This is a genomic window from Streptomyces sp. NPDC006643, from assembly GCF_042870175.1.
Classification (GTDB): Bacteria; Actinomycetota; Actinomycetes; order Streptomycetales; family Streptomycetaceae; genus Streptomyces.
In genome coordinates this window covers 35,233-53,994 of record NZ_JBIAHA010000018.1, presented here as the reverse complement: position 1 = coordinate 53,994, position 18,762 = coordinate 35,233, and the positions used below count along the sequence as shown (strand labels likewise).

Here is an 18,762-nt window from a genome sequence, read left to right as displayed (position 1 = left end):
GGTACTGCGTATGAAGTTGTGTGTCCGCCCCGTAAGGCCAATCTGCCCCTTGCCGACCGGACTTGGACGACAGTAACCGACACCCGCCGGCCGCCTCATCCGAATTTCGGCGATGGCTCGCCGTGGTCCTCTCCGCGTCCCTCAGCGAGACGGTGAGTACGCGGAACCACGACGTCGCCGAGGCCGTGCCGGTGGCCCGTGGGGCGACCGGCACGGCCGTGGTCGTCAGTGCCCGCCGTGGTCGGGGGCGGCGACCTCCCGGACGACCTCGGCGATGGCCGGGAAGTCCTTCTTGAGCAGCGCGCCGTGGCTGCTGGCGACCTTCGCCCCGATCCGGATGTTCGGGTTGCCGGCGGTCACCGCGTCCAGACTGGTGCGTATCCGCTCCTGCTCGTCGCCCTTGCTCCCGAAGGACGTCCCCGAGGCGACCACGTACCGCACCGGGACGGTGATGCCGTCCAGTACGGGGCCGAGTTCACGCTCGCGGGAGAGCCTGCCGAGTTCGATGTTGCTGTCCGCCTGCTGTGCGGCGGTCATCCGCGGAGCCAGGCCGGTCGGGCGCAGCAGCGGCAGGAACCAGCTCATCCGCCGGAACAGCTTCCGGATCCGCCGCTCCATGGCCTCGTCGAGCCAGTCGTACGGGAACGCGCCGTCGACCAGGACCGCGCCCAGGGCGCGCTCCGGGTTGCGGGCCGCCCAGTGCGCCCCGACGACCGCTCCGTAGGACCAGCCCACCACTACCGCGCGGTCGACGCCCCGGGCCGCGAGGACCGCGTCGACGTCGCGGACGGCGGCCTCGAAGGAGTAGTCCGCTGACCGCTTGGATCTGCCGCGCGCCCGTTCGTCGTAGGTGATGTGCCGCCAGTCCGGCCCCAGTTCGGCGATGACGCGCCGCCAGTAGCCCTGGGTGGCGAACTGGCCGTTGAGGTACACGATCGGGACGCCGGGGCCGCCGGTGTCGGTGACGGCCAGGGCGGTGTCTTCGACCGGCACCGTGCCGGTCCACTGCGAGCGGGTCGGGGAAGGGGTGTTCTTCGTCATCTGATGCTCCTGGTCGTGTGGGATGTCTTACGGGTGCCGGGTGCCCGGGTGTCCGGGCACCGGGATGCCTCAGAGGCTGCGAGCGGTGATGTCGCCGTGCGAGGTGGTGGCACGGATGTCGAGGACGGCGGCGCCGTCGTTCTTCAGGGCGTTGCTGACCCGGCCGTGGGCGGTGCCGGCGTCGAGGGCGGCCGAGACGCCGGGGGCGGCGGTGACCGAGATGTCGCCGGACTGGGTGTGCAGCACGACCCTGCCGCCCACGGCCTCGGCGATCCGGATGTCACCCTTGGCGGTGCTGATCTCCGCGGGGCCACCCAGTCGGCCGATCTCGATGTCTCCGTCGACCGCGCTGAGGCGCAGGCTCGCGGCCTCGTCGATCTTGATCTGCCGGTACGCGCCGTCGAAGGCGACGTCGCCGAGGCGTCCGACGCCGCGGAGTTCGGCGGCGCCGGCCCTGGCCTCGACGCGGGAGCCGGCCGGCAGCTGGACGGTGATCTCCAGCGACCCGGTGGGGCCGAGGAGTTGCTTGTCGGCGGCCGGGGTCGCGATGCGCAGGACACCGTCGGCGTAGTCGACGGTGGTCCGCTCGGCGGCCTTGGTGTCGCGGCTCTTGGCGGGGTCGGCCGGGCGGACGTCGACGGTCGTGTCGGCGCGGTCCGCGGCGATGAACTGGACGCGTCCGGCGGCGATGTCGAGGACGGCGGAGATCGGGGCGGTGGTCTCGAACTTCTGCATGGCGCACTCCTGTGCTCAGTTGTTTGTTCGCTCTTTCCGACACCAGAAACGCTACGTTGCTTTCCATAATCCGACAACGGCCTTGTTGCATAGAGGTGACGTCAACGCAGGTCAGACACTTGAAACTGTTGCAATGGTTCAGCAGTCAACGCAACAACGACACTTCGAGCATTGCAATGAATGAGGAGTGAACGCTACGCTGGGGCGGCGGGACGACCCGCCCGAGGGACCACCGAAGGAGATCGCGATGCCGGGAGGCAGACTCACCCAGCAGGAACGCCGGCAGATCGCGCTGGGGCTGGCCGACGGCCTCCCGTACGCCGAGATCGCCCGCGGCCTCGACCGCCCGACCTCGACGGTCACGCGCGAGGTGATGCGCAACGGCGGCCCCTCCGCCTACCGCGCCGAACTGGCCCACCGCGCCACCGAACGCCGCGCCCACCGGCGCAAGCCCGCCGCCTCGCGAGGGCCGGAATCGACCCCTCAGCCGCACGGACGCGACGCCGAGGCCGTGGCGGAGTACGAGGAGACGCTCACCGCCGTCCTCATGGGTTCGGGGCTGAGCAAGATGGTGGCCCGGGTGCTCACCTGCCTGTACACCACCGACGAGGGCAGCCTCACCGCGTCCGAACTGGCCCGGCATCTGCGGATCAGCCCGGCGTCCGTCTCCAAGGCGATCACGTTCCTGGAGAGCCAGAGTCTCGTCCGCCGGGAACGCGACGAACGCCGCCGTGACCGCTATGTCGTCGACGACGAACTCTTCTACCAGGCGACGATCGCCGGCGCCCGGGCCCACGACCAGCTCGTGGCGACCGCCCGCCAGGGCGTCGCCGTTCTCGGCCCGCACACCCCCGCCGCCAACCGGCTGGAGAACATCGCCCGCTTCCTCGACTTCATCTCCGAGAGCATCACCCGCGCCGCCGAGCAGGCCCGCGAGGTCCTCCACACCCCGGACGGCGGTCGCGCGCCACAGGAGTGAACGTGGCGCGCGACCGTGCGCCGGGTGCGGCCGGGGCGGTCCGGAAGGCACCTCCCTAGAGGCTGCCCAACCGTTCGAAGGGGAAGGGCGGTTGGGCCAGCGGGCGTACCGCAAGACGGGTCAGCGGGAGCGCGTTGTCGTCGCCCGCCGTGCGGTTGGCGTGGATCACTCCGCAGTGCGTGCAGCGGTGGACGAGTATCCACTCGCCGTCACCGCGCACGGAGATGGCGAGCGGCTCCATCCGGGCACCGCAGTCCGCCTGCCGGTCGCCGGGGGTGTCGTCGAGATGACGGCTCCACAGGCAGTTCGGGCAGTGGTTGCGGTGATCGGTACCGGGCGCACTCATCGGCACGTCGAGTCCGCACTGAAGGCAGCGGAAGGACTCGGCGCGCGCTTCGGTACGCGCGCGCCGTGAGGTGTTGCGGGATCCGGATCTCTTGGTACGCGACGTGTTGTCACGGGACATGCTGTGTACGACTCCTCGGGAGACGCGGGCAGGACGGGGGATCTCACGTCCGTCTCGCGCCGAGGGAGCTCGTCCCACTCGGCGACCGGTAGAACTCAGCGCCGGGATGAACCCACCTCGATCACGAGATCGGTTCCGTCCGCGTCGTACACATAAACCCACCCACCTTGTCGCGTTCCGCCGGTACGGGGCCATGAGAACCGGTGGCGCGGGTGCGGGGCAACCGATTTTGGGGCCGCCCGGTCGGCGACGGCCGCCGCCGACCGGTCCGACCGGCCCCTCACTCAAGGCGAGGTGGTCCGATTTGTGATTCTCTGACCTGAATAGTGAGCTGAGGTCCACTGTGAAGGAAGTCCGATGAGTGATCCGTCGATTCCTGACCCGCCGGGCGGAACGGGAAGCGAGAGACCGAGCGACTCGCAGACCGACGACGCCGGCCCCGGCCCCACGACGGACGCCCCCGACACACACCGCTGGTGGGCCCTGGCCGTCATCGCGACCGCACAGCTCATGGTGGTGCTCGACGCGACCATCGTGAACATCGCCCTTCCCTCCGCGCAGCGCGACCTCCACATCAGCAACGGGAACCGCCAGTGGGTGATCACCGCGTACACCCTGGCCTTCGGTGGTCTGCTGCTGCTCGGCGGCCGGGTCGCCGACCTCGTGGGCCGTAAGCGCACCTTCATCATCGGCCTCATCGGTTTCGCCGGCTCCTCCGCGCTCGGCGGCTCGTCCGCCGGTCAGGAGATGCTCTATCTCTCGCGCGCCCTCCAGGGCACCTTCGCCGCCCTCCTCGCGCCGTCCGCCCTCTCCCTGCTGACCACGACCTTCCCCGCGGGCAAGGACCGCGCCAAGGCGTTCGGGATCTTCAGCGCCATCGCCGGCGGCGGCTCGGCCATCGGCCTGCTCATGGGCGGCATCCTCACCGAATGGCTCAGCTGGCGGTGGTGTCTTTACGTCAACGTGCCCATCGCCCTGCTCGCCGTCATCGGCGCGCTGACGCTGCTCAAGGACCGGGCGGGGACGAAGGGCGCGCATCTCGACATCCCCGGTGTCCTGCTCGGCTGCCTGGGTCTCGTGGCGATCGTGTACGGATTCAGCAGGGCCGAGCCGCAGGGCTGGACCTCCACCGAGGTCCTCACCGTGCTGAGCGTGGGTGTCGCCCTGCTCGTCGCGTTCACCTGGTGGCAGGGGAGGTCTCCCAACCCGCTGCTGCCGCTGCACATCATCCGGGAGCGCAACCGGGCCGGCTCGGTCATCGTGATGGCGATGGCGACGATCGGCCTGTTCGGCTCGTTCCTGTTCCTCACGTACTTCCTACAGACCATCCTCGGCTACTCGCCGCTGAGCGCCGGTCTCGCCTTCCTCCCACTGTCCGCCGGGATCATCATCGGCTCGACCCAGATCTCCGCCCGGCTGCTCCCCCTCACGGCGCCGCGCTTCCTGCTGGTCCCCGGGCTGCTGCTGAGCGCCGGCGGTATGTTCTCCCTGACGTTCCTCGACATCCACTCCACCTACGCGGGGCACATCCTGCCGGGCACCCTGCTGCTCGGTTTCGGACTCGGCCTGACGTTCCTGCCCGTCATCTCGACGGCCACCATGGGGGTCGCCAACCGAGACTCGGGAGTCACCTCCGCCACGGTCAACACCGCGCAGCAGGTGGGCGGTTCCATCGGTACGTCGCTGCTCAACACGATCGCGACCACCGCCACGGCGACGTATCTGACCAGTCATCTCGCGGCGGCGGCGCGCGAGGGCCCGCTGACTCCGGCGGACCGGACCCGGATCGTGAACACGGGTACGGTGCACGGCTTCACCGTGGCCATCACATGGGCGGCGATCATCCTGCTCGCCGCCGCGGTCGTGGGCGCCGTCATGATCAACAGGAAGTCCCCCCGGGCCGGCGGGGCACAGCAGGCGGCGGCGTCCTAGGACCGCTCGCGGTCTGGCGTCGGCCGGGACTTCCGGCCGCGGCCTAGGAGGGGATCGCGCGGATCAGGGTCAACGAGCCGTGCAGGACGGGCTGTTGGCGCAGGGATCCGTGACGCCGGTCCCAGGCGCCCGAGTCGAGATCGCGCCGCAGCGCCTCGACGTACCGTTCGCGCTCGCCGTCCGCCACGAACGACCAGGCCGAGCACGCCTGCCGGGCGGCCGGGTCGAGCAGCCGCTCGGGGCGCGCGTAGTACGCCTCGTTGAAGCCGTCGGCGCAGTCAGCCGGGATCGGCACCGGCCGGACGGACACATGGCCGTCCAGTGTCCGGGCGACGGTCTCGATCGAGGGGTAGCGCCGGGCCTCGGTGTCCAGGACCGCGGGCGCGTACTCGTACAGCCAGAACTCCCGTACCAGGTCCGGGTCGCAGGTCAGGATCACCACCGGGCCGCGCGCCACGCGGCGCATCTCGCGGAGCCCGGCCTGGAAGTCGCTCCACTGGTGGATGCTGAACGTGGTCATCGCGGCGTCGAAGGTGTCGTCCCCGAACGGCAGGTCCTCCGCCACCGCGTCGACGGCGGGCCGCAGCCGCGCCGGCCGCTGCTCCCGCATCGACGCCGACGGCTCGACCGCCGTGACGTCCAGGTCCGGCGGCTCGTACGAACCGGTCCCGGCACCGACGTTGAGGACCGTTCTCGACAGCCCGAGCGCCTCGGTGACCATGGCGGCGATCCGACTGTCGGGCCGGCGGTGGTCGGCGTAACCGCCGCCGATCGCGCCGTAGTCCGCGTCCCCCGCGCTGCCGTCCACTCCCCTTTTGTTCATGCCTGGAACATATCAAGCACCTCCCCGGCCGGGCAGCCGTTCGTCAGACATGGAAGGGCACCGTGGTGACGACGACCTTGCGCAGCGGGCGCAGCGCCCGGCGCAGACGTGCCGCCGTCCGGCTGTGCAGGGCGCTGTAGCGCCGCTGGCACATGACGATCTCCGGGAGGATCACGGTGAGGGTGAGATCGGGCCGCTGGTGATGCAGGGCCTCGATGTAGTTGACGAGGGGCGCGATGACGGCGCGGTACGGGGAGACGAGTTCCTGGAGGGGCAGATGGTCGCCCCAGAGCCGCCACTGGCCGCGGAAGCGTTCGGCCTCGTCGACGCCGGTGCTGACGTGGATGACGAGGACGGGTTGCTGGAGCGAGGCGGCGTACGCGAGCGCGCGCATACCGGCGCGGTCGAGCGTTTCGATCAGTACGAGGGTGAAGTGCCGGATCTCCTCGGGCACTTCCTCCGCCTCCTCGGACTCGCCGGCCGCGCCGGTCCGCGCGAACGCCTGCGGATCGCGGGGGTGCCGTGGGTCGCTTGAGCTCTCCACACCCTGGGGCGGTACGTCGACGCGGGGCGCGATGGTGCGGCGCGGCAGTTCGATCGAGTGCCGCTGGAGCCGCAGCGCGGCGGCGACCGTGTCGTAGTGGCGGCGGATGCGCGTGGTGACGAAGAGGAACAGCGCGACCGCCACCAGCGCGACCCAGGCGCCCTCGGTGAACTTGGTGATGCCGGCCGTGATGAGGACGACCGCGGAGAGCACCGCGCCCATGGCGTTGAACAGCAGGCTCTTGCGCCAGTGATGATCCCTCAGACGCCACCAGTGGACGACCATGCCGGCCTGGGACAGCGTGAAGGCGAGGAAGACGCCGACCGCGTACAGCGGGATGAGGGATGCGGTGCGGCCGTCGAAGGCCACGTACACCAGCCCCGCCGCGAGTGACAGCAGGATGATGCCGTTGCTGAAGGCGAGACGGTCGCCCATCCGTGCGAAGAGGCGCGGCGCGTGGTCGTCGCGGGCCAGCAGGGACAGGACGCGGGGGAAGTCGTTGAAGGCGGTGTTGGCCGCAAGGAGCAGGACGGCGGCGGTGGCCGCCTGCGTGAAGACGTACATCATGCCCGAGCCGTAGTTCAGGTGCGCGAGTTGGGACAGCACGGTCTCGTCGGACCTCGGCAGGATTCCGCTGAAGTGGACGATGGCGATGGTGCCAGCGAACAGGGCGATGAGAAGGACGATCATCCAGGTCAGCGTGGTGCGGGCGTTGCGCCACTCGACGGGCTTGAACGCCGGGACCGCGTTCGAGATCGCCTCGATGCCGGTCATCGCCGTCGCACCGGACGCGAAGGCCCGCATCACGAGGAGGATGCCCAGCCCCTCGGTGGCGTTGACGGGCGGGTGCGGCACCGGGTGGAAACCCCGGTCGGCCGCGTCGGAGAGGCCGACGGCGATCAGCGCCAGCATCGCGATCACGAAGGCGTAGGTCGGCGCGGCGAAGATGGCACCGGCCTGCCGGATCCCGCGCAGATTGCAGGCGAGCAGGACGACGATGGCGGCGACACCGATCAGTACGGAGGAGGACGCGAGGGAGGGCAGGGCCGAGGTGATGGCGGCGACACCGGCGGCGATGGACACCGCGACGGTCAGGATGTAGTCGGTCATCAGCCCGGCGGCGGCCATGAGTCCCGGCACGCGGCCGAGGTTGTCGCTGGCGACGATGTAGGAGCCGCCGCCGTGCGGATAGGCGCGGATGGTCTGGCGGTACGACACGCCGATGGCCAGCATCAGGAACACGATGGTGGCCGCGATGGGGATCGAGTAGCCGAGTCCGGCGGTGCCCGCGAGAACGAGGACGGCGAGCATGGCCTCCGGCCCGTACGCGACGGAGGAGAGCGCGTCGGCCGACAGGACCGGCAGGGCGATCAGCTTGCGCATGCGCTCGCGGGCGATGGCCGTGCTCGCCAGCGCGGGTCCGAGCAGCAGACGGCGGAGCCGGTAGGCGGCCCGGGGTCGCTGAACAGGGGCTTGGGGGTGCTGGCCGGCCGGTGTGCCCTCGGTCGGCTTGGTGGTGGGCGCCGGCGGGGGCACCGCGATCCTCGGTGCCGTCGGGCCGAACGGGGACACCGGGACGACCCGTCCGAAGCGGGCGGGCGTGATCTGGGACGGGGTCGGGAGACTCCCCAGATCCGGATCGACCGGCAGCGCGCGCCGCCAGACGTCGGGTCCCGCCGACACCCGCCGCCACTCACGTCCCACGGAGCCCAGCACCCGCAGTTGCTGTGCGTCGAGGGCCCGGAGTGGAGTGCTGCCCGGTACGGCCGCGCTCCGTGTGCTCTTGGTGTTCGAGGTCTTACCGCGAGTGCCCGACATGCGGCAAGTGTGACGGAATGCCTACCTCAGGGCGGGGAGTGACGCCGAGTGGTTCGGGCAGGGACGAGGGCGCTCACCCAGGTCGTACGGACCACGCCACCGCGCGCCCTCGCCTCGGCGCGCGCCGTTGTCTCATCGCTTGCCGCGCCGGATCCAGTGGCCGCGTCGCTGACGCCCCGGCTCGGGCGCTGTCGCGTGCGACGGTCCGTCCGGCGCCCGGCCGGGCCGCTTGTCGGCGTTCTCCGTCCCGGATGTGCGTTCGGCGGGCCGCTGGAGGGTGTCGAGGGCGTAGTCCGTGGTCGCGATGGTCTGCACGAGCTGCTCTTCCGTGAACTCCTCCGACCCCGGCACATGCGGGACGAACCCGATCAGGGCCCCCTCGTTCACGATCTCCGCGTCGAGCCCCGCCGCCCCGTCCATGTCCCAGAGCGCCTCGATCCGGTCGTCCAGGACGACCCGGATACCGAACTCGTAAACACCGGCGTGCACCAGATGCGCCATGACGCCGCGGGCGCGCAGCTCCGCGGTCATACGCTCGGCACGATCCGCGTCCATACGGAGCACCTCTTCACGTACGACGTTCCCGGGCCCGCACCATCCCCTGGGGGTGTCCGGAAGCCCTCGTTCCTCCCACGGTACCGCTGCCGGAGGCGATACGGCGCGCCGTGCGCGGCACCCGTGCCCGCTCCCCCCGCCCCTCCGTCCCGCCCGTTCCCACACCCACGGCGCCCGTATCGGGGCGATATGCCGCCCGGTCGGGGGCCCTCCCGTACGGCTGGGCCCGCGAGTGGGTCCAGAGGCCCTGCGACTGGGCCCGGGAGGCTCCTTACCCTCCAGTCCCTCAGGTGAACGAGTCACAGCTTGGACGAGGAGCGCGGATGAACGGCACTCTCTGCCGTCCCAGAGCGGGCAGGCGCGGCGAGACGGGTCAGGGCGGTGTCGAGTACGTCGCGATGATCGGCGTCGTCGCCGCGATCGGCGCCGCGATCGTGGCGCTGACCGTCCCCACCGACACGGCGGTGGCGCTGGAGGACGCGGTCTGCCGGATCGTCAACGCGGCCGACGGCGGGAAGGGTTGCGACTCGGGCGACGGCGGCGGGGGCGACGACGGGGGTGGCGGCGGGGACGGCGAGACACCCGAGGGCCCACCCGGCGACCCGTTCCAGCCCGCCAAGTGCCTGCTCGCCCAGGACCAGACGAAGACCACGGTCGTCGTCCAGATTCTCTTCATCAAGATCAGCAGCTCCGAGCAGATCAAGCTCCAGCAGTGGTCCGACGGCACCGTCACCCTGGAGCGGGTGACCGAGAGCGGGGGCGGGGTCACGGCCAGCATCTCCGCCGGTATCCCCGGTCTGAAGGAGTGGGGCGGCAGCGCCTCGCTGAGCGGCAGTTATATGAAGGGCAGTGGCAGCGGCGGTCAGTGGCTGTTCAACGGCAACAAGACCGGCGACCCGCAGAAGGACCTCGAACTCAACCTCGAGGACGCCAAGCAGTTCACCGAGTATCTGAAGGCCCAGGACGAGTGCAACTCCCGTCCCGCCGGGCCCCGTTCCTCCGAACTCGGGATGATCTGCGGCTACCACGCCAACAAGAAGAAGCCCGATCTGCCGCCGGAGAAGGCGCCGGACGTCGACATCACCAAGACCAGCACCGAGGTGGCCGGCGGGGTGAGCTTCGGCAAGTCCTTCACAAAGGGCAAGGGCGGCAAGGACAAGGACGGCAAGCCCACCGACCTCGGCAACATCTCCGGCGAGTTCGGCACCGGGACCATGACCGAGGACGTCGTGGTGATGCGTGCCAACACCGGCCCCGACGCCGGGAAGATCACCTTCGTCTACACCTTCAGCGTCGACGCCAAGGGCGGCGAGATAGCCCAGGGCAAAGCCACCCGCATGCAGCAGGTCGCCGTCACCTACGACGCCAAGACCTTCGACCAGGAGGAGAAGGACGGCAAGGAACACCGCCCCGAGAAACTCGTCATCACCACCAGCCAGGAGAACGGCGAAGGCGCCGGCATCCAGGCCGGCGCCGGCGCCAACGTCCCCGGCACCCCCGTCACCATCGACGTCGGCGGCGGCGGAGGCACCATCAACTCCAAGATCCACACCGAGTCCGCCGAAGTCGTCCTCGACAACGACGGCGACAGCAAACTCGTCGAGGACTGGCTCCGCGGACGCGGCGACTTCCCCGCCGGCGACGCCCTCCCCAGCCCCTCCGACGCCGCCGAAGCACCCGACAGCGACACCGGCCCCCTGGAGCGCCTCCTCCACGACAAGGGCAAACTCTCCCGCCTCGACTACAACGCCAACACCGACTGGTGGAACGCCTCACTCGGCATCGGCTTCGGCATCTCCGCCGGACAGGTGACGCTCGGCTTCAAACTCTTCGGCATCGACATCACCCACGAAGAGAAGAACCAAGCCATCACCGGCACACCGACCTATGCCACCGGCCCCAAGAACGGCGGCGCCCGGCCCTGGGTCGAGTGGAAGAACTGCACCCAGACGAAGCCGATCGCCTAGGGGGTGTCTCGGACAGCGGGCCGTGAGCCGTCGTGGTCGGCGCCGGGCGTGCGACGGCGTGCGGTGGTCGCGCGACCCGTGTGAGCCCTGACCCGGCCGGGGCTTCCGCCGCTAGGCTGAGTCCGGTCACGGGGGTCCACGGGCCCCGCACGGTCCAACCCGCCCCGTACAGGGGGCGGTTGGACGCGGGTGAGGGAGGGGGCTGCTGTGGACGGCGGCGTGGTGGGGCTGCGGATCGCGTCCGCGGTGGTCGTACCGGTACTCAAACGGCTGTTACTGCCGGCCGCCAAGGTGCCGGAGGCCGAGTTCACCGACCGGCCGATCCCGATTCGCCGGATGGTGGCCTTCGGCAAGGAGCACCGCACCCTCAGCGAGGACGATCTGCACAAGCTCGCCCGCGAGTTGGTGCGCCGTGCCGTCCGGGCGGCCGGGCCGCACGATCCGCCGGTCGGCGCCGACGAGCACGAGGCCGTCGGCCAGGCCCTGACCCGTACCCTGCACGCTCTCGGCGATCTCGACATGGACGACGTCCACGCCTTCGGGCTCGGCCCCGAGCGGCTCGCCGCCGAGCTGTCCCGCCGCGCGGGCCCCGACACCCGTCGCCTCCTCAGCGACGACGCCGCCCGCTTCCACGACCGGCTCCTGGAGACGGCCTGTGTGCATCTGGTGCGCCTCTTCACCCAGCAGCCGGGGTTCGCGGCCCGCGCCCACATCGAGCAGAGCCGCGAACTGCGCGAGCAGAGCGCCAAGTTGGACCGGCTGCTGGACCGGCTGCCCGACATCAGCCGCCAGGACACCGACTTCGAGGAGGCGTACGCGCGGTACGTCGTCGAGTGCCACGGCCGGCTCACGATCTACGGTGTCGACCTGCGCGAACCGGACGGCCAGGACTGGCCGTTGGAGTCCGCGTATCTGAGCCTGGAGGCGACCCCGTACCGGGGCGGCGCGGATCCGGTCCCGGTGCTGAGCGGCGAGGCGGGCGTCGACCGGGACGCGGAGACCGAGCGGGCCGGCGGCCCCGCCGAGGGGCTTCTCGCCCGGCATGAGCGGGTGCTGCTGCGCGGGGTCGCCGGCACCGGCAAGACGACGCTCGTCCAATGGCTGGCCCTGACCACGGCGCAGCAGGACCGGGTGCCCGGCTGGCTGCCGCAGCTGTACGGGCGGGTGCCGTTCGTGCTGCCGCTGCGCGCGCTGGTGCGCAAGGACACCGAACTGCCCATGCCCGAGGACTTCCTGCGCTGGATCGGCTGCCCGCTGGTGGGCACCGAGCCCGACGGATGGGCGGCGCGGGTGCTCCAGCACGGGCGCGGCGTGCTCCTGATCGACGGGGCGGACGAGATCCCCAAGGGCGAGCGGGTCCGCGCCAGGGCCTGGCTCAAGAAGCTGATCGCGGTCTTTCCGGGCAATCTGTGGCTGCTCACCTCCCGCCCCTCGGCCCTGGACCGGGAGTGGCTGGCCCGCGAGGGCTTCCAGGAGTTCACGCTCACCGCGATGCGCCCCGCCGACATGCGGCAGTTCATCCGGCGCTGGCACACGGCGGCCCGGGCCACGGAGGAGCTGGGCGATTCGCTGACCCAGTCCCTGCGCAGCAGCCCCGAGTTGAGCCGGCTGGCGACCAACCCGCTGATGTGCGCGCTGATGTGCGCCCTGCACCGGGAGCGCCGGGGGTTCCTGCCGCAGGGCCGCGCCTCGCTGTACGAGGCGGCGCTGTCCATGCTGCTGGAGCGGCGCGACCTGGAGCGTGAGGTGTACGGCCGGGGCCACCGGCCCGAGCTGGACCAGAAGTCGGCGACGGAGCCGCTCCAGCGGCTGGCCTACTGGCTGCTGCGCAACGAGCGCACCCAGCTGGAGCGGGCGGACGCGGTGGACGTGGTGCGCAGGCTCCAGCCGTCCGTACCGCGGCTCGCCGAGGTCGGTACGCCGGAAGAGGCACTGCAACTTCTCCTGGAGCGCTCGGGCCTGCTGCGCGAGCCCGCGACGGGCGCGGTGAGCTTCATCCACCGGACGTTTCAGGACTTCCTCGGTGCGCGTGCGGTGCTGGAGGAGCGCGACATGGGCATGCTGGTGAACAACGCACACGTGGACCAGTGGGAGGACGTGGTGCAGATGGCCGTCGCTCAGGCGAGACACCAGGAACGGGCCGATCTGCTGACCCGTCTTCGGGAGCGGGGCGACCGGGAGAAGGACGCGGCGGTGCAGGCCCGGTTGCGGCTGCTCGCCCTGGCCTCCCTCGAACAGGCCACACGGCTGGAGCCGACGGTGCGCGAGGCGATCGAGGACCGCGCGGCGCGAATGCTGCCGCCGCGCAGTCTGCGCGAGGCCAGATCGCTGGCCCAGACGGGGCCGCTGCTGCTCGGGCTGCTGCCCCGGGCGAAGGACCTCCAGGGCGACGAGGAGCTGGCCACGGTCCACGCCATATGCCAGATCGGCGGGGACGCGGCGATCCCCCGGCTGCGCGAGTTCCTGGGGACGAGCCAGTCCGCCGTGCGTGCCCAACTCCTCGACCACTGGGACCGGTTCGACACGCTGGTGTACGCGGAGGAGATCGTACGGCCGCTGTTGGAGACCACTCCGGACGAGGCGGTCACGGTGCGTTCGCCCGCCGAGCTGGAGGCGCTGCGCACCATGTCCGGCTATCAGCGCGTCAGTCTGCGCGGTGACTTCAGCCCGGAGGAGATCCGCACCTCGCTGAATCCGCGCCGGCTGCGTGAGCTGCGGTTGCACAACACACTCCAGCTGGAGGACCTGGAGCTGCTGTCCGTCTACCCCGAGCTGGAGACAGTGGCGCTCCAGGGCTGCCGCAACGTGAAGGATCCGACACCGCTGACGCGGCTGCCACGGCTGCGGCGCCTGGAGCTGCGGGATCTCCCCCAGTTCGAGCCGCTGCTCAAGCTGTCGGACTGCCCGGCGCTGGAAGGGCTGTTGGTGGGCTCGGAGGTGCCGTGGCGCGGGCTCTCCGACCTGCCGCGCGCCGCCGAGCTGCGGTTGCTGTCCCTGCCGCCGGCGGCGGCGCAGCTCGCGGGGATCGTGCACTGCCGGGGCCTTGAGGAGCTGCGGCTCCAGGACGCGAGCGAACGCGTGACGCCCGACGAATGGGGCTCGCTCCTCGGCGAGTTGCCGGATCTGCGGAGGCTGACCCTGTCGCCGCAGCAGCTCAGCATGCTGCTGTTCGCGCCGCGTACGGAGATCCCGCAGGTCACCCATCTGACGGTGCGGGCCAGGCCGGGCGCCCCGGTGCCGCTGCGGCGGATCGCCAGACGGCTGCCGGGACTTGAGGAGATTCATCTGTCCCAGGTCTCGGAGCTGGATCTGGGTTCACTGGCCGGGCTGCGCCGGCTGCGTCTGGTCCGGTTGTCGTACGCGGGTGAGATCCGCGGCGCGGACACGCTGCCCGACAGCGTGGAACTCGACATCCATCCGCATCCCTGACACCGGCGCCGCCGGCGCACAGACGCGTGGACCGGCGAGTCCCACCTGTCACAACCAGGTGACAGAGTGTGGTGTCGGCCTGGCGAGGAGGTTGTCCGGGGGTTAAGTTCTGTGATTCCAGGCTTAATTGGTATGGATATCAGCGGTTGGTGTCTCGGGGAAGCGGTACCGCCCAGCTCCGGGCTCGTGGCTGCCGGTCAGCGACGGACGAAGGGGCGTGACGCGACCACATGCGCTCGACGGACACGTCACCGCTCCACGGCCGGGATCCGCTCCTGCGCTCGCTCCTCCCCCGGCTCACCGGTCTGACGTACGACGAGAGGTCCCGTACGCCCCGGGAGCCGCGCGGCGATCTCCCGGTGGTGCTGGTGACGGGTCAGCACGGCATGGGGCGCAGCGCCGTCCTGGCGGATCTGGCGGCGCACTACCGGGGCCGGCTCCCGCTGGCCCATGTCAGGATCGCGCCGGCCGAATCGGGCACGCCGCCGTACGCCCCGGCCGTGGGTGAGGCCGCCACGGCGTCCACCCTGGTCGGCGTGCTGGCGGAACTGGTCTGCGGTCTGGCGCCTGAACTGCGCCGCCGTTTCCCGGTTCTGACGCCGGGTCTGTTCGCGGTGTCCGGCTGGGACCGGGGCAACTCCGAGCAGCGGGACGCGACCTGTCTGCTGCACGCCCGGCTGCTGCTGGCGTGCCGGCTCGCCGACGGCGACGAGGACACGCTGCGGCACTCCTGGGCCACCGCCGTCGAGGGCCGGCTGGCGGACGCGCCGGCCGAGGACATGGAGCGGGACCGGGAGGCGGTCACGGGCGCGGTGCTGGCCGAGTACACCGAGCGGTACGGGCCGGTCGCCGCCCGCGAGTGGTACGCGCGCCGCTTCCCGGCGGGCACCGACGGGCAGGACCCGCTGCCACTGCTCGGCGAGTGGTTCCAACAGGGCGGCGACTACCGGGACTTCGCCGAGCAGAGCCTGCTGGCCGCCTTCCTGCACGATGTCGGCGCCTCGTACGGCAGGCTCCAGCGGTGGAACCGGGAGCCCTGGCCGCTCGTGCTGCTCGACGACGCGCACACGGCGGCGGGCCAGGCCTTCCTGGATCTGCTGCTGAAGCACCGCGCGCTGCCCGAACGCCCCGACCACGAGGAGATCGTCGTCGTGGCCACCCGGCTCGGCGACCTGCCGGAGGAGGACGACGCCGCGATCACCCGTGAGCTGCCGGACCTGGTGAAGTCGTCCGGCTGGGAGCGCCGGGGCCGCGTTCCGTCCGCCGGTCTGCTCGCCGTACCGCTCGCGCCGCTGAGCCGGGACGACATCCTGCCCCTGCTGGTGCCGGACCGCCCCGCCAGACCGCTCCACCCGTATCTGGCCTCGGCCGTGCACTCGCTGACCGGCGGGCATCCCGCGGCGACGACCGTGCTGTGCGCGGCGGTCCTCGACGCCACCGGGCGGGGCGCCGCCGTGGAACCGCGCGGGCTGCTCGAACTGACCACGCAGGACGGCCGCGCGGTGACCGAGGTGCTGCTGGAGCGGCTGCTGCCGGACCGGCGCCAGCGCGACCGGCTGACCCTGCTGTCCCTCGCCCGCGACAGCACGGCGGCGGAGGCGCTGGCGGCCCATCTGCGGTTCCAGGGGCCCGACCAGCTGCCCGCCAACTCGGCCACCGACTATCTCGAAGCCCAGCAGTGGCAGCGGCTCACCAGCCCCGACGAACCGTTGGTCGCCGACGCGCTGTTACAGACGCTGCTCGTGCACGAGGCGCGGCGCACCTCGCGGACGGCCGACGCCGGCCGCAGCTGGCAGGAGATCCACCAGTTTCTGCGGATACACCACACCCAGCGCGGCGAGAGCGGGGAGGCGGACGCGCTGCGGCACACACTCGCGGCGGGAAACGCCGAGACGGTCGTCGCCACACTGGCCGAGGAGTTCCAGTCCGAGCAGGACGAACAGGCCGCCACACACTGGGTGTTGTGCCTGCGGTACGCGGCGACGGCACCCACCCCGCCGACGCCGCCGGCCGGCGACTGGACCGACGAACGGACACAGGTCGCGCTCGGCGCCCACGACGGCCGGTACGCGGAGCTGGACGACATCGAGCGCTGCGTCAACCGGCTGCTGCACGCCCTGTGGCATGTGTCGCAGCCGCACGCCGAGCCGGACGCGGACATGTGCCGGGCGATCGGCGAGGAACTGGCGTATCTCTCGCCCCGCCACCGGTCCTGGCACGCGGTGCTGGGCCAGGCCGCCCGCAGCTGGCCCGTCGCGGCACGCAAGAAGCGCCCGTTACCCGTCCCCGGCGAGTGAGGAGGAAACGATGCTGGTCCGGCTGTTCCGTCGGCACCCCCGTGAGTGGGGTCCGGTCGACTGGCTCGCCGTCCTCGGCCTGGGGGCGCTGACCGCCGTCGTGATCGCGATCCTGGTCGACCTCGTACGGGGTCCCGGCCCGTGCGGCGAGGATCTGGAGGAGATCGGCGGCGACTGCGTCGGAGTCACCGCGGGCGCCTTCGAGGCGGACCCGGAGATCGCGAGCCTCGTCCAGGCTGTGGCGGACGAGAACGAACGGGTGCGCGAGGGCTGGGAGTCGCCGTCGAGCGGGCCCAGGATCCCGTACGTGCGGATCGCGTTGATGATGCCCTTCACCGCGGACGAGCACAGCGCGATGACGACGGACATGATCCGCCGGGGACTCGTCGGCGCGCTGGCGGCGCAGCGGCAGGCCAACGCCTTCGGCGGCCCGCACTACCAGTTGCTGCTGGCCCCCGACGGGCGGAACCTCGACCATTGGCAGCCCGTCGTCGACCGGCTCGCCGAACTGGCCAAGGACAGAAGCGCGCCACTGGTCGGCGTGACCGGGATCCCCAGCAGTACGCCGGAGACGCGGGACACGATCGCGGCACTCAGCAAGCTCAAGATCCCGACCGTGGGGCCGGTCATCACCTCGGCCGACATGAACTCCACGTACTTCTTCAAGACCTCGCCCAACAACGACCAGTTCGCCCGCGCGCTGAAGCTCTATCTGGACAGGAACCCGCAGGACCGCAAGGGCTTCCTGGTCTGGGACAACCGTGACGAGGACGTCTACTCGAAGAATCTGCGCGCCGTGTTCGAGGAGCACTTCAACGCCGCGTACGACCTGTCGAACCACAGCTCCAACTTCATCGGCTCGTCGGGGACCGCCGAGGGCATTCCGCAGCGGTTCACCGACGCCGTACAGAAGATCTGCAACGAGAAGTCCGACACGGTCTTCTTCGCGGGCCGCGACCAGGATCTGCCGGCCTTCGTCGCGCGTCTCGCGCAGGAGGGCGACTGCGGTCGTACCTCGCAGTTGCGGATCCTGAAGGTCGGCATAGGGCTGGAGCCCACCCTCACCGCGGACGCGCCGAAGCGGTGGCTGGAGGAGGCGAGGGCCACGATCGTCGACGCGTCCGCAGTCGACCCCGCGTGGTGGAGCGAGGGGGCCGAGCCGAAGAAGGCACTCGGCCGGTTCCTCGACGCCTTCGAAGAGTTGAGGGCCGATCACGAGCTGGGTGAGAAGCCGCTGGACGACGGATACGCCGTCATGTACCACGACGGTTTCACGCTGCTCGCGGACGCCGTGGACCGGACGTTCACGGAGATCAACGAGAACGAGGACGACAGCCGGACGCGGGAGGGTCTGTATCTTCCCTCGAAGGACGACGTGTACCACACGCTCGTGATCCCCAGCATCTCCGGCAGTACGTGCACGTCCTGTCTGGTGGGCGCCGCCGGGACGTACGGCTTCGAGGGTCCGGACGCGAACGACCAGTGGGCCGTCTGCAAGCCCGTGCCCGTGGTCGAGTTCCCCACGCGGCCGGGCGGGGCCGGCCGGGAGCGGGGTCCCGTCTATCACACCTACCGGGGCGCGGCGCCGAACGTCTGCCCGTCCTGACGGCGCGGCCCTGGTTCCGGCAGGTCCGGGGCCCGCACGTATGATCCGCCGGGAACGGGGAGGGGCGTTGTGACGGCGTCAGGGAAGTCCGGCCGGGCCGGTGAACGGCAGGGCCGGAACGTGAGCGGGGCCGACGGGCCGCGCCAGAGCAAGAAGGAAAGCTGCCTCGAAGGGGCGGCCGACAGTTGCATCATGTGCCGGCAGTGCTGCCCCGCGATGTGGGTGAGCGCGCTGCCGGCGCTCTTCCTCGGCCTGCTGCGCCGCCCCTCGTCCGGCCAGGACCCCGCGGCGCCCCGGCCCGCCGGGCGGTCCGCCGGCGCGCTGTACGCGGCCGTCCGGCACTACCGGACGGAGATCAGCCCGGGCCGGCCGCCGTGCTGCCCGTACACCCCGAGCTGTTCCACGTACGCGGTCAGAGCCCTGCACCGGCACGGCGCGTTGCGCGGCGGGTTCCTGGTGCTGGGCCGGCTGCTGCGCTGCCGCCCGGGGCCGGCCCGCCGCCGGGGCGGCCGGGACCCGGTCCCGGGGGCGTGACGGCCCGCCCGAGGCTCCGTCACAGCCAACCATCCG

General features: G+C 71.2%; 13 protein-coding genes. 7 read left to right on the top strand and 6 right to left on the bottom strand.

What is annotated here, in order from left to right; all coding sequences use genetic code 11:
* Nucleotides 1-225 precede the first annotated feature (225 nt).
* Both ACFYNU_RS23910 and ACFYNU_RS23905 read right to left on the bottom strand, forming a co-directional pair.
* Entirely contained in the window at nucleotides 226-1,041 is an 816-nt protein-coding gene (locus tag ACFYNU_RS23910) for an alpha/beta fold hydrolase (RefSeq protein ID WP_356585207.1), read from the bottom strand.
* A 69-nt stretch (nucleotides 1,042-1,110) separates the two neighbouring features.
* On the bottom strand, nucleotides 1,111-1,776 hold the full coding sequence (locus tag ACFYNU_RS23905; protein WP_356585206.1) for a DUF4097 family beta strand repeat-containing protein: 666 nt from the start codon (nucleotides 1,774-1,776) through the stop codon (nucleotides 1,111-1,113).
* 247 nt (nucleotides 1,777-2,023) lie between these two features.
* Here ACFYNU_RS23905 and ACFYNU_RS23900 point away from each other — a divergent pair, with 247 nt between their 5' ends.
* Nucleotides 2,024-2,755: a helix-turn-helix domain-containing protein gene (locus tag ACFYNU_RS23900; protein WP_356585408.1), complete on the top strand. Its 732-nt coding sequence runs from the start codon at nucleotides 2,024-2,026 to the stop codon at nucleotides 2,753-2,755.
* A gap of 55 nt (nucleotides 2,756-2,810) precedes the next feature.
* On the opposite strand, the gene ACFYNU_RS23895 is transcribed toward ACFYNU_RS23900, so the two are convergent.
* A complete protein-coding gene (locus tag ACFYNU_RS23895; protein WP_356585205.1) occupies nucleotides 2,811-3,221 on the bottom strand; it encodes an RNHCP domain-containing protein in 411 nt (136 codons plus the stop codon).
* A 357-nt stretch (nucleotides 3,222-3,578) separates the two neighbouring features.
* On the opposite strand from ACFYNU_RS23895, the gene ACFYNU_RS23890 reads away from it, so the two are divergent.
* On the top strand, nucleotides 3,579-5,153 hold the full coding sequence (locus ACFYNU_RS23890; RefSeq protein WP_356585204.1) for an MFS transporter: 1,575 nt from the start codon (nucleotides 3,579-3,581) through the stop codon (nucleotides 5,151-5,153).
* 43 nt (nucleotides 5,154-5,196) lie between these two features.
* Here the strand turns inward: ACFYNU_RS23890 and ACFYNU_RS23885 are convergent, their stop codons facing one another.
* The 3 genes from ACFYNU_RS23885 to ACFYNU_RS23875 form a co-directional block, all read right to left on the bottom strand.
* Nucleotides 5,197-5,976, bottom strand: coding sequence for a class I SAM-dependent methyltransferase (locus ACFYNU_RS23885; RefSeq protein WP_356585203.1), 780 nt, complete (start codon nucleotides 5,974-5,976; stop codon nucleotides 5,197-5,199).
* Between the two features lie 43 nt (nucleotides 5,977-6,019).
* The gene (locus ACFYNU_RS23880; RefSeq protein WP_388767193.1) at nucleotides 6,020-8,338 is read right to left on the bottom strand and encodes an APC family permease; all 2,319 of its coding nucleotides are present in this window, start codon (nucleotides 8,336-8,338) and stop codon (nucleotides 6,020-6,022) included.
* Nucleotides 8,339-8,470: 132 nt separating this feature from the next.
* Nucleotides 8,471-8,893, bottom strand: a complete 423-nt coding sequence (locus ACFYNU_RS23875; protein ID WP_356585202.1) for a hypothetical protein — start codon at nucleotides 8,891-8,893, stop codon at nucleotides 8,471-8,473.
* Between the two features lie 323 nt (nucleotides 8,894-9,216).
* Here ACFYNU_RS23875 and ACFYNU_RS23870 point away from each other — a divergent pair, with 323 nt between their 5' ends.
* From ACFYNU_RS23870 to yidD, 5 genes are all read left to right on the top strand, one after another.
* Nucleotides 9,217-10,860 (top strand): hypothetical protein, encoded by a 1,644-nt coding sequence (locus tag ACFYNU_RS23870; RefSeq protein WP_356585201.1) that lies wholly within the window; start codon nucleotides 9,217-9,219, stop codon nucleotides 10,858-10,860.
* Nucleotides 10,861-11,067: 207 nt separating this feature from the next.
* Entirely contained in the window at nucleotides 11,068-14,289 is a 3,222-nt protein-coding gene (locus tag ACFYNU_RS23865; protein ID WP_356585200.1) for an NACHT domain-containing protein, read from the top strand.
* 230 nt (nucleotides 14,290-14,519) lie between these two features.
* On the top strand, nucleotides 14,520-16,586 hold the full coding sequence (locus ACFYNU_RS23860) for an ATP-binding protein (protein ID WP_356585199.1): 2,067 nt from the start codon (nucleotides 14,520-14,522) through the stop codon (nucleotides 16,584-16,586).
* A 10-nt stretch (nucleotides 16,587-16,596) separates the two neighbouring features.
* Nucleotides 16,597-18,192: an ABC transporter substrate-binding protein gene (locus tag ACFYNU_RS23855; RefSeq protein WP_356585198.1), complete on the top strand. Its 1,596-nt coding sequence runs from the start codon at nucleotides 16,597-16,599 to the stop codon at nucleotides 18,190-18,192.
* A gap of 69 nt (nucleotides 18,193-18,261) precedes the next feature.
* A complete protein-coding gene (yidD, locus tag ACFYNU_RS23850; RefSeq protein WP_356585197.1) occupies nucleotides 18,262-18,726 on the top strand; it encodes a membrane protein insertion efficiency factor YidD in 465 nt (154 codons plus the stop codon).
* Nucleotides 18,727-18,762: the final 36 nt, after the last annotated feature.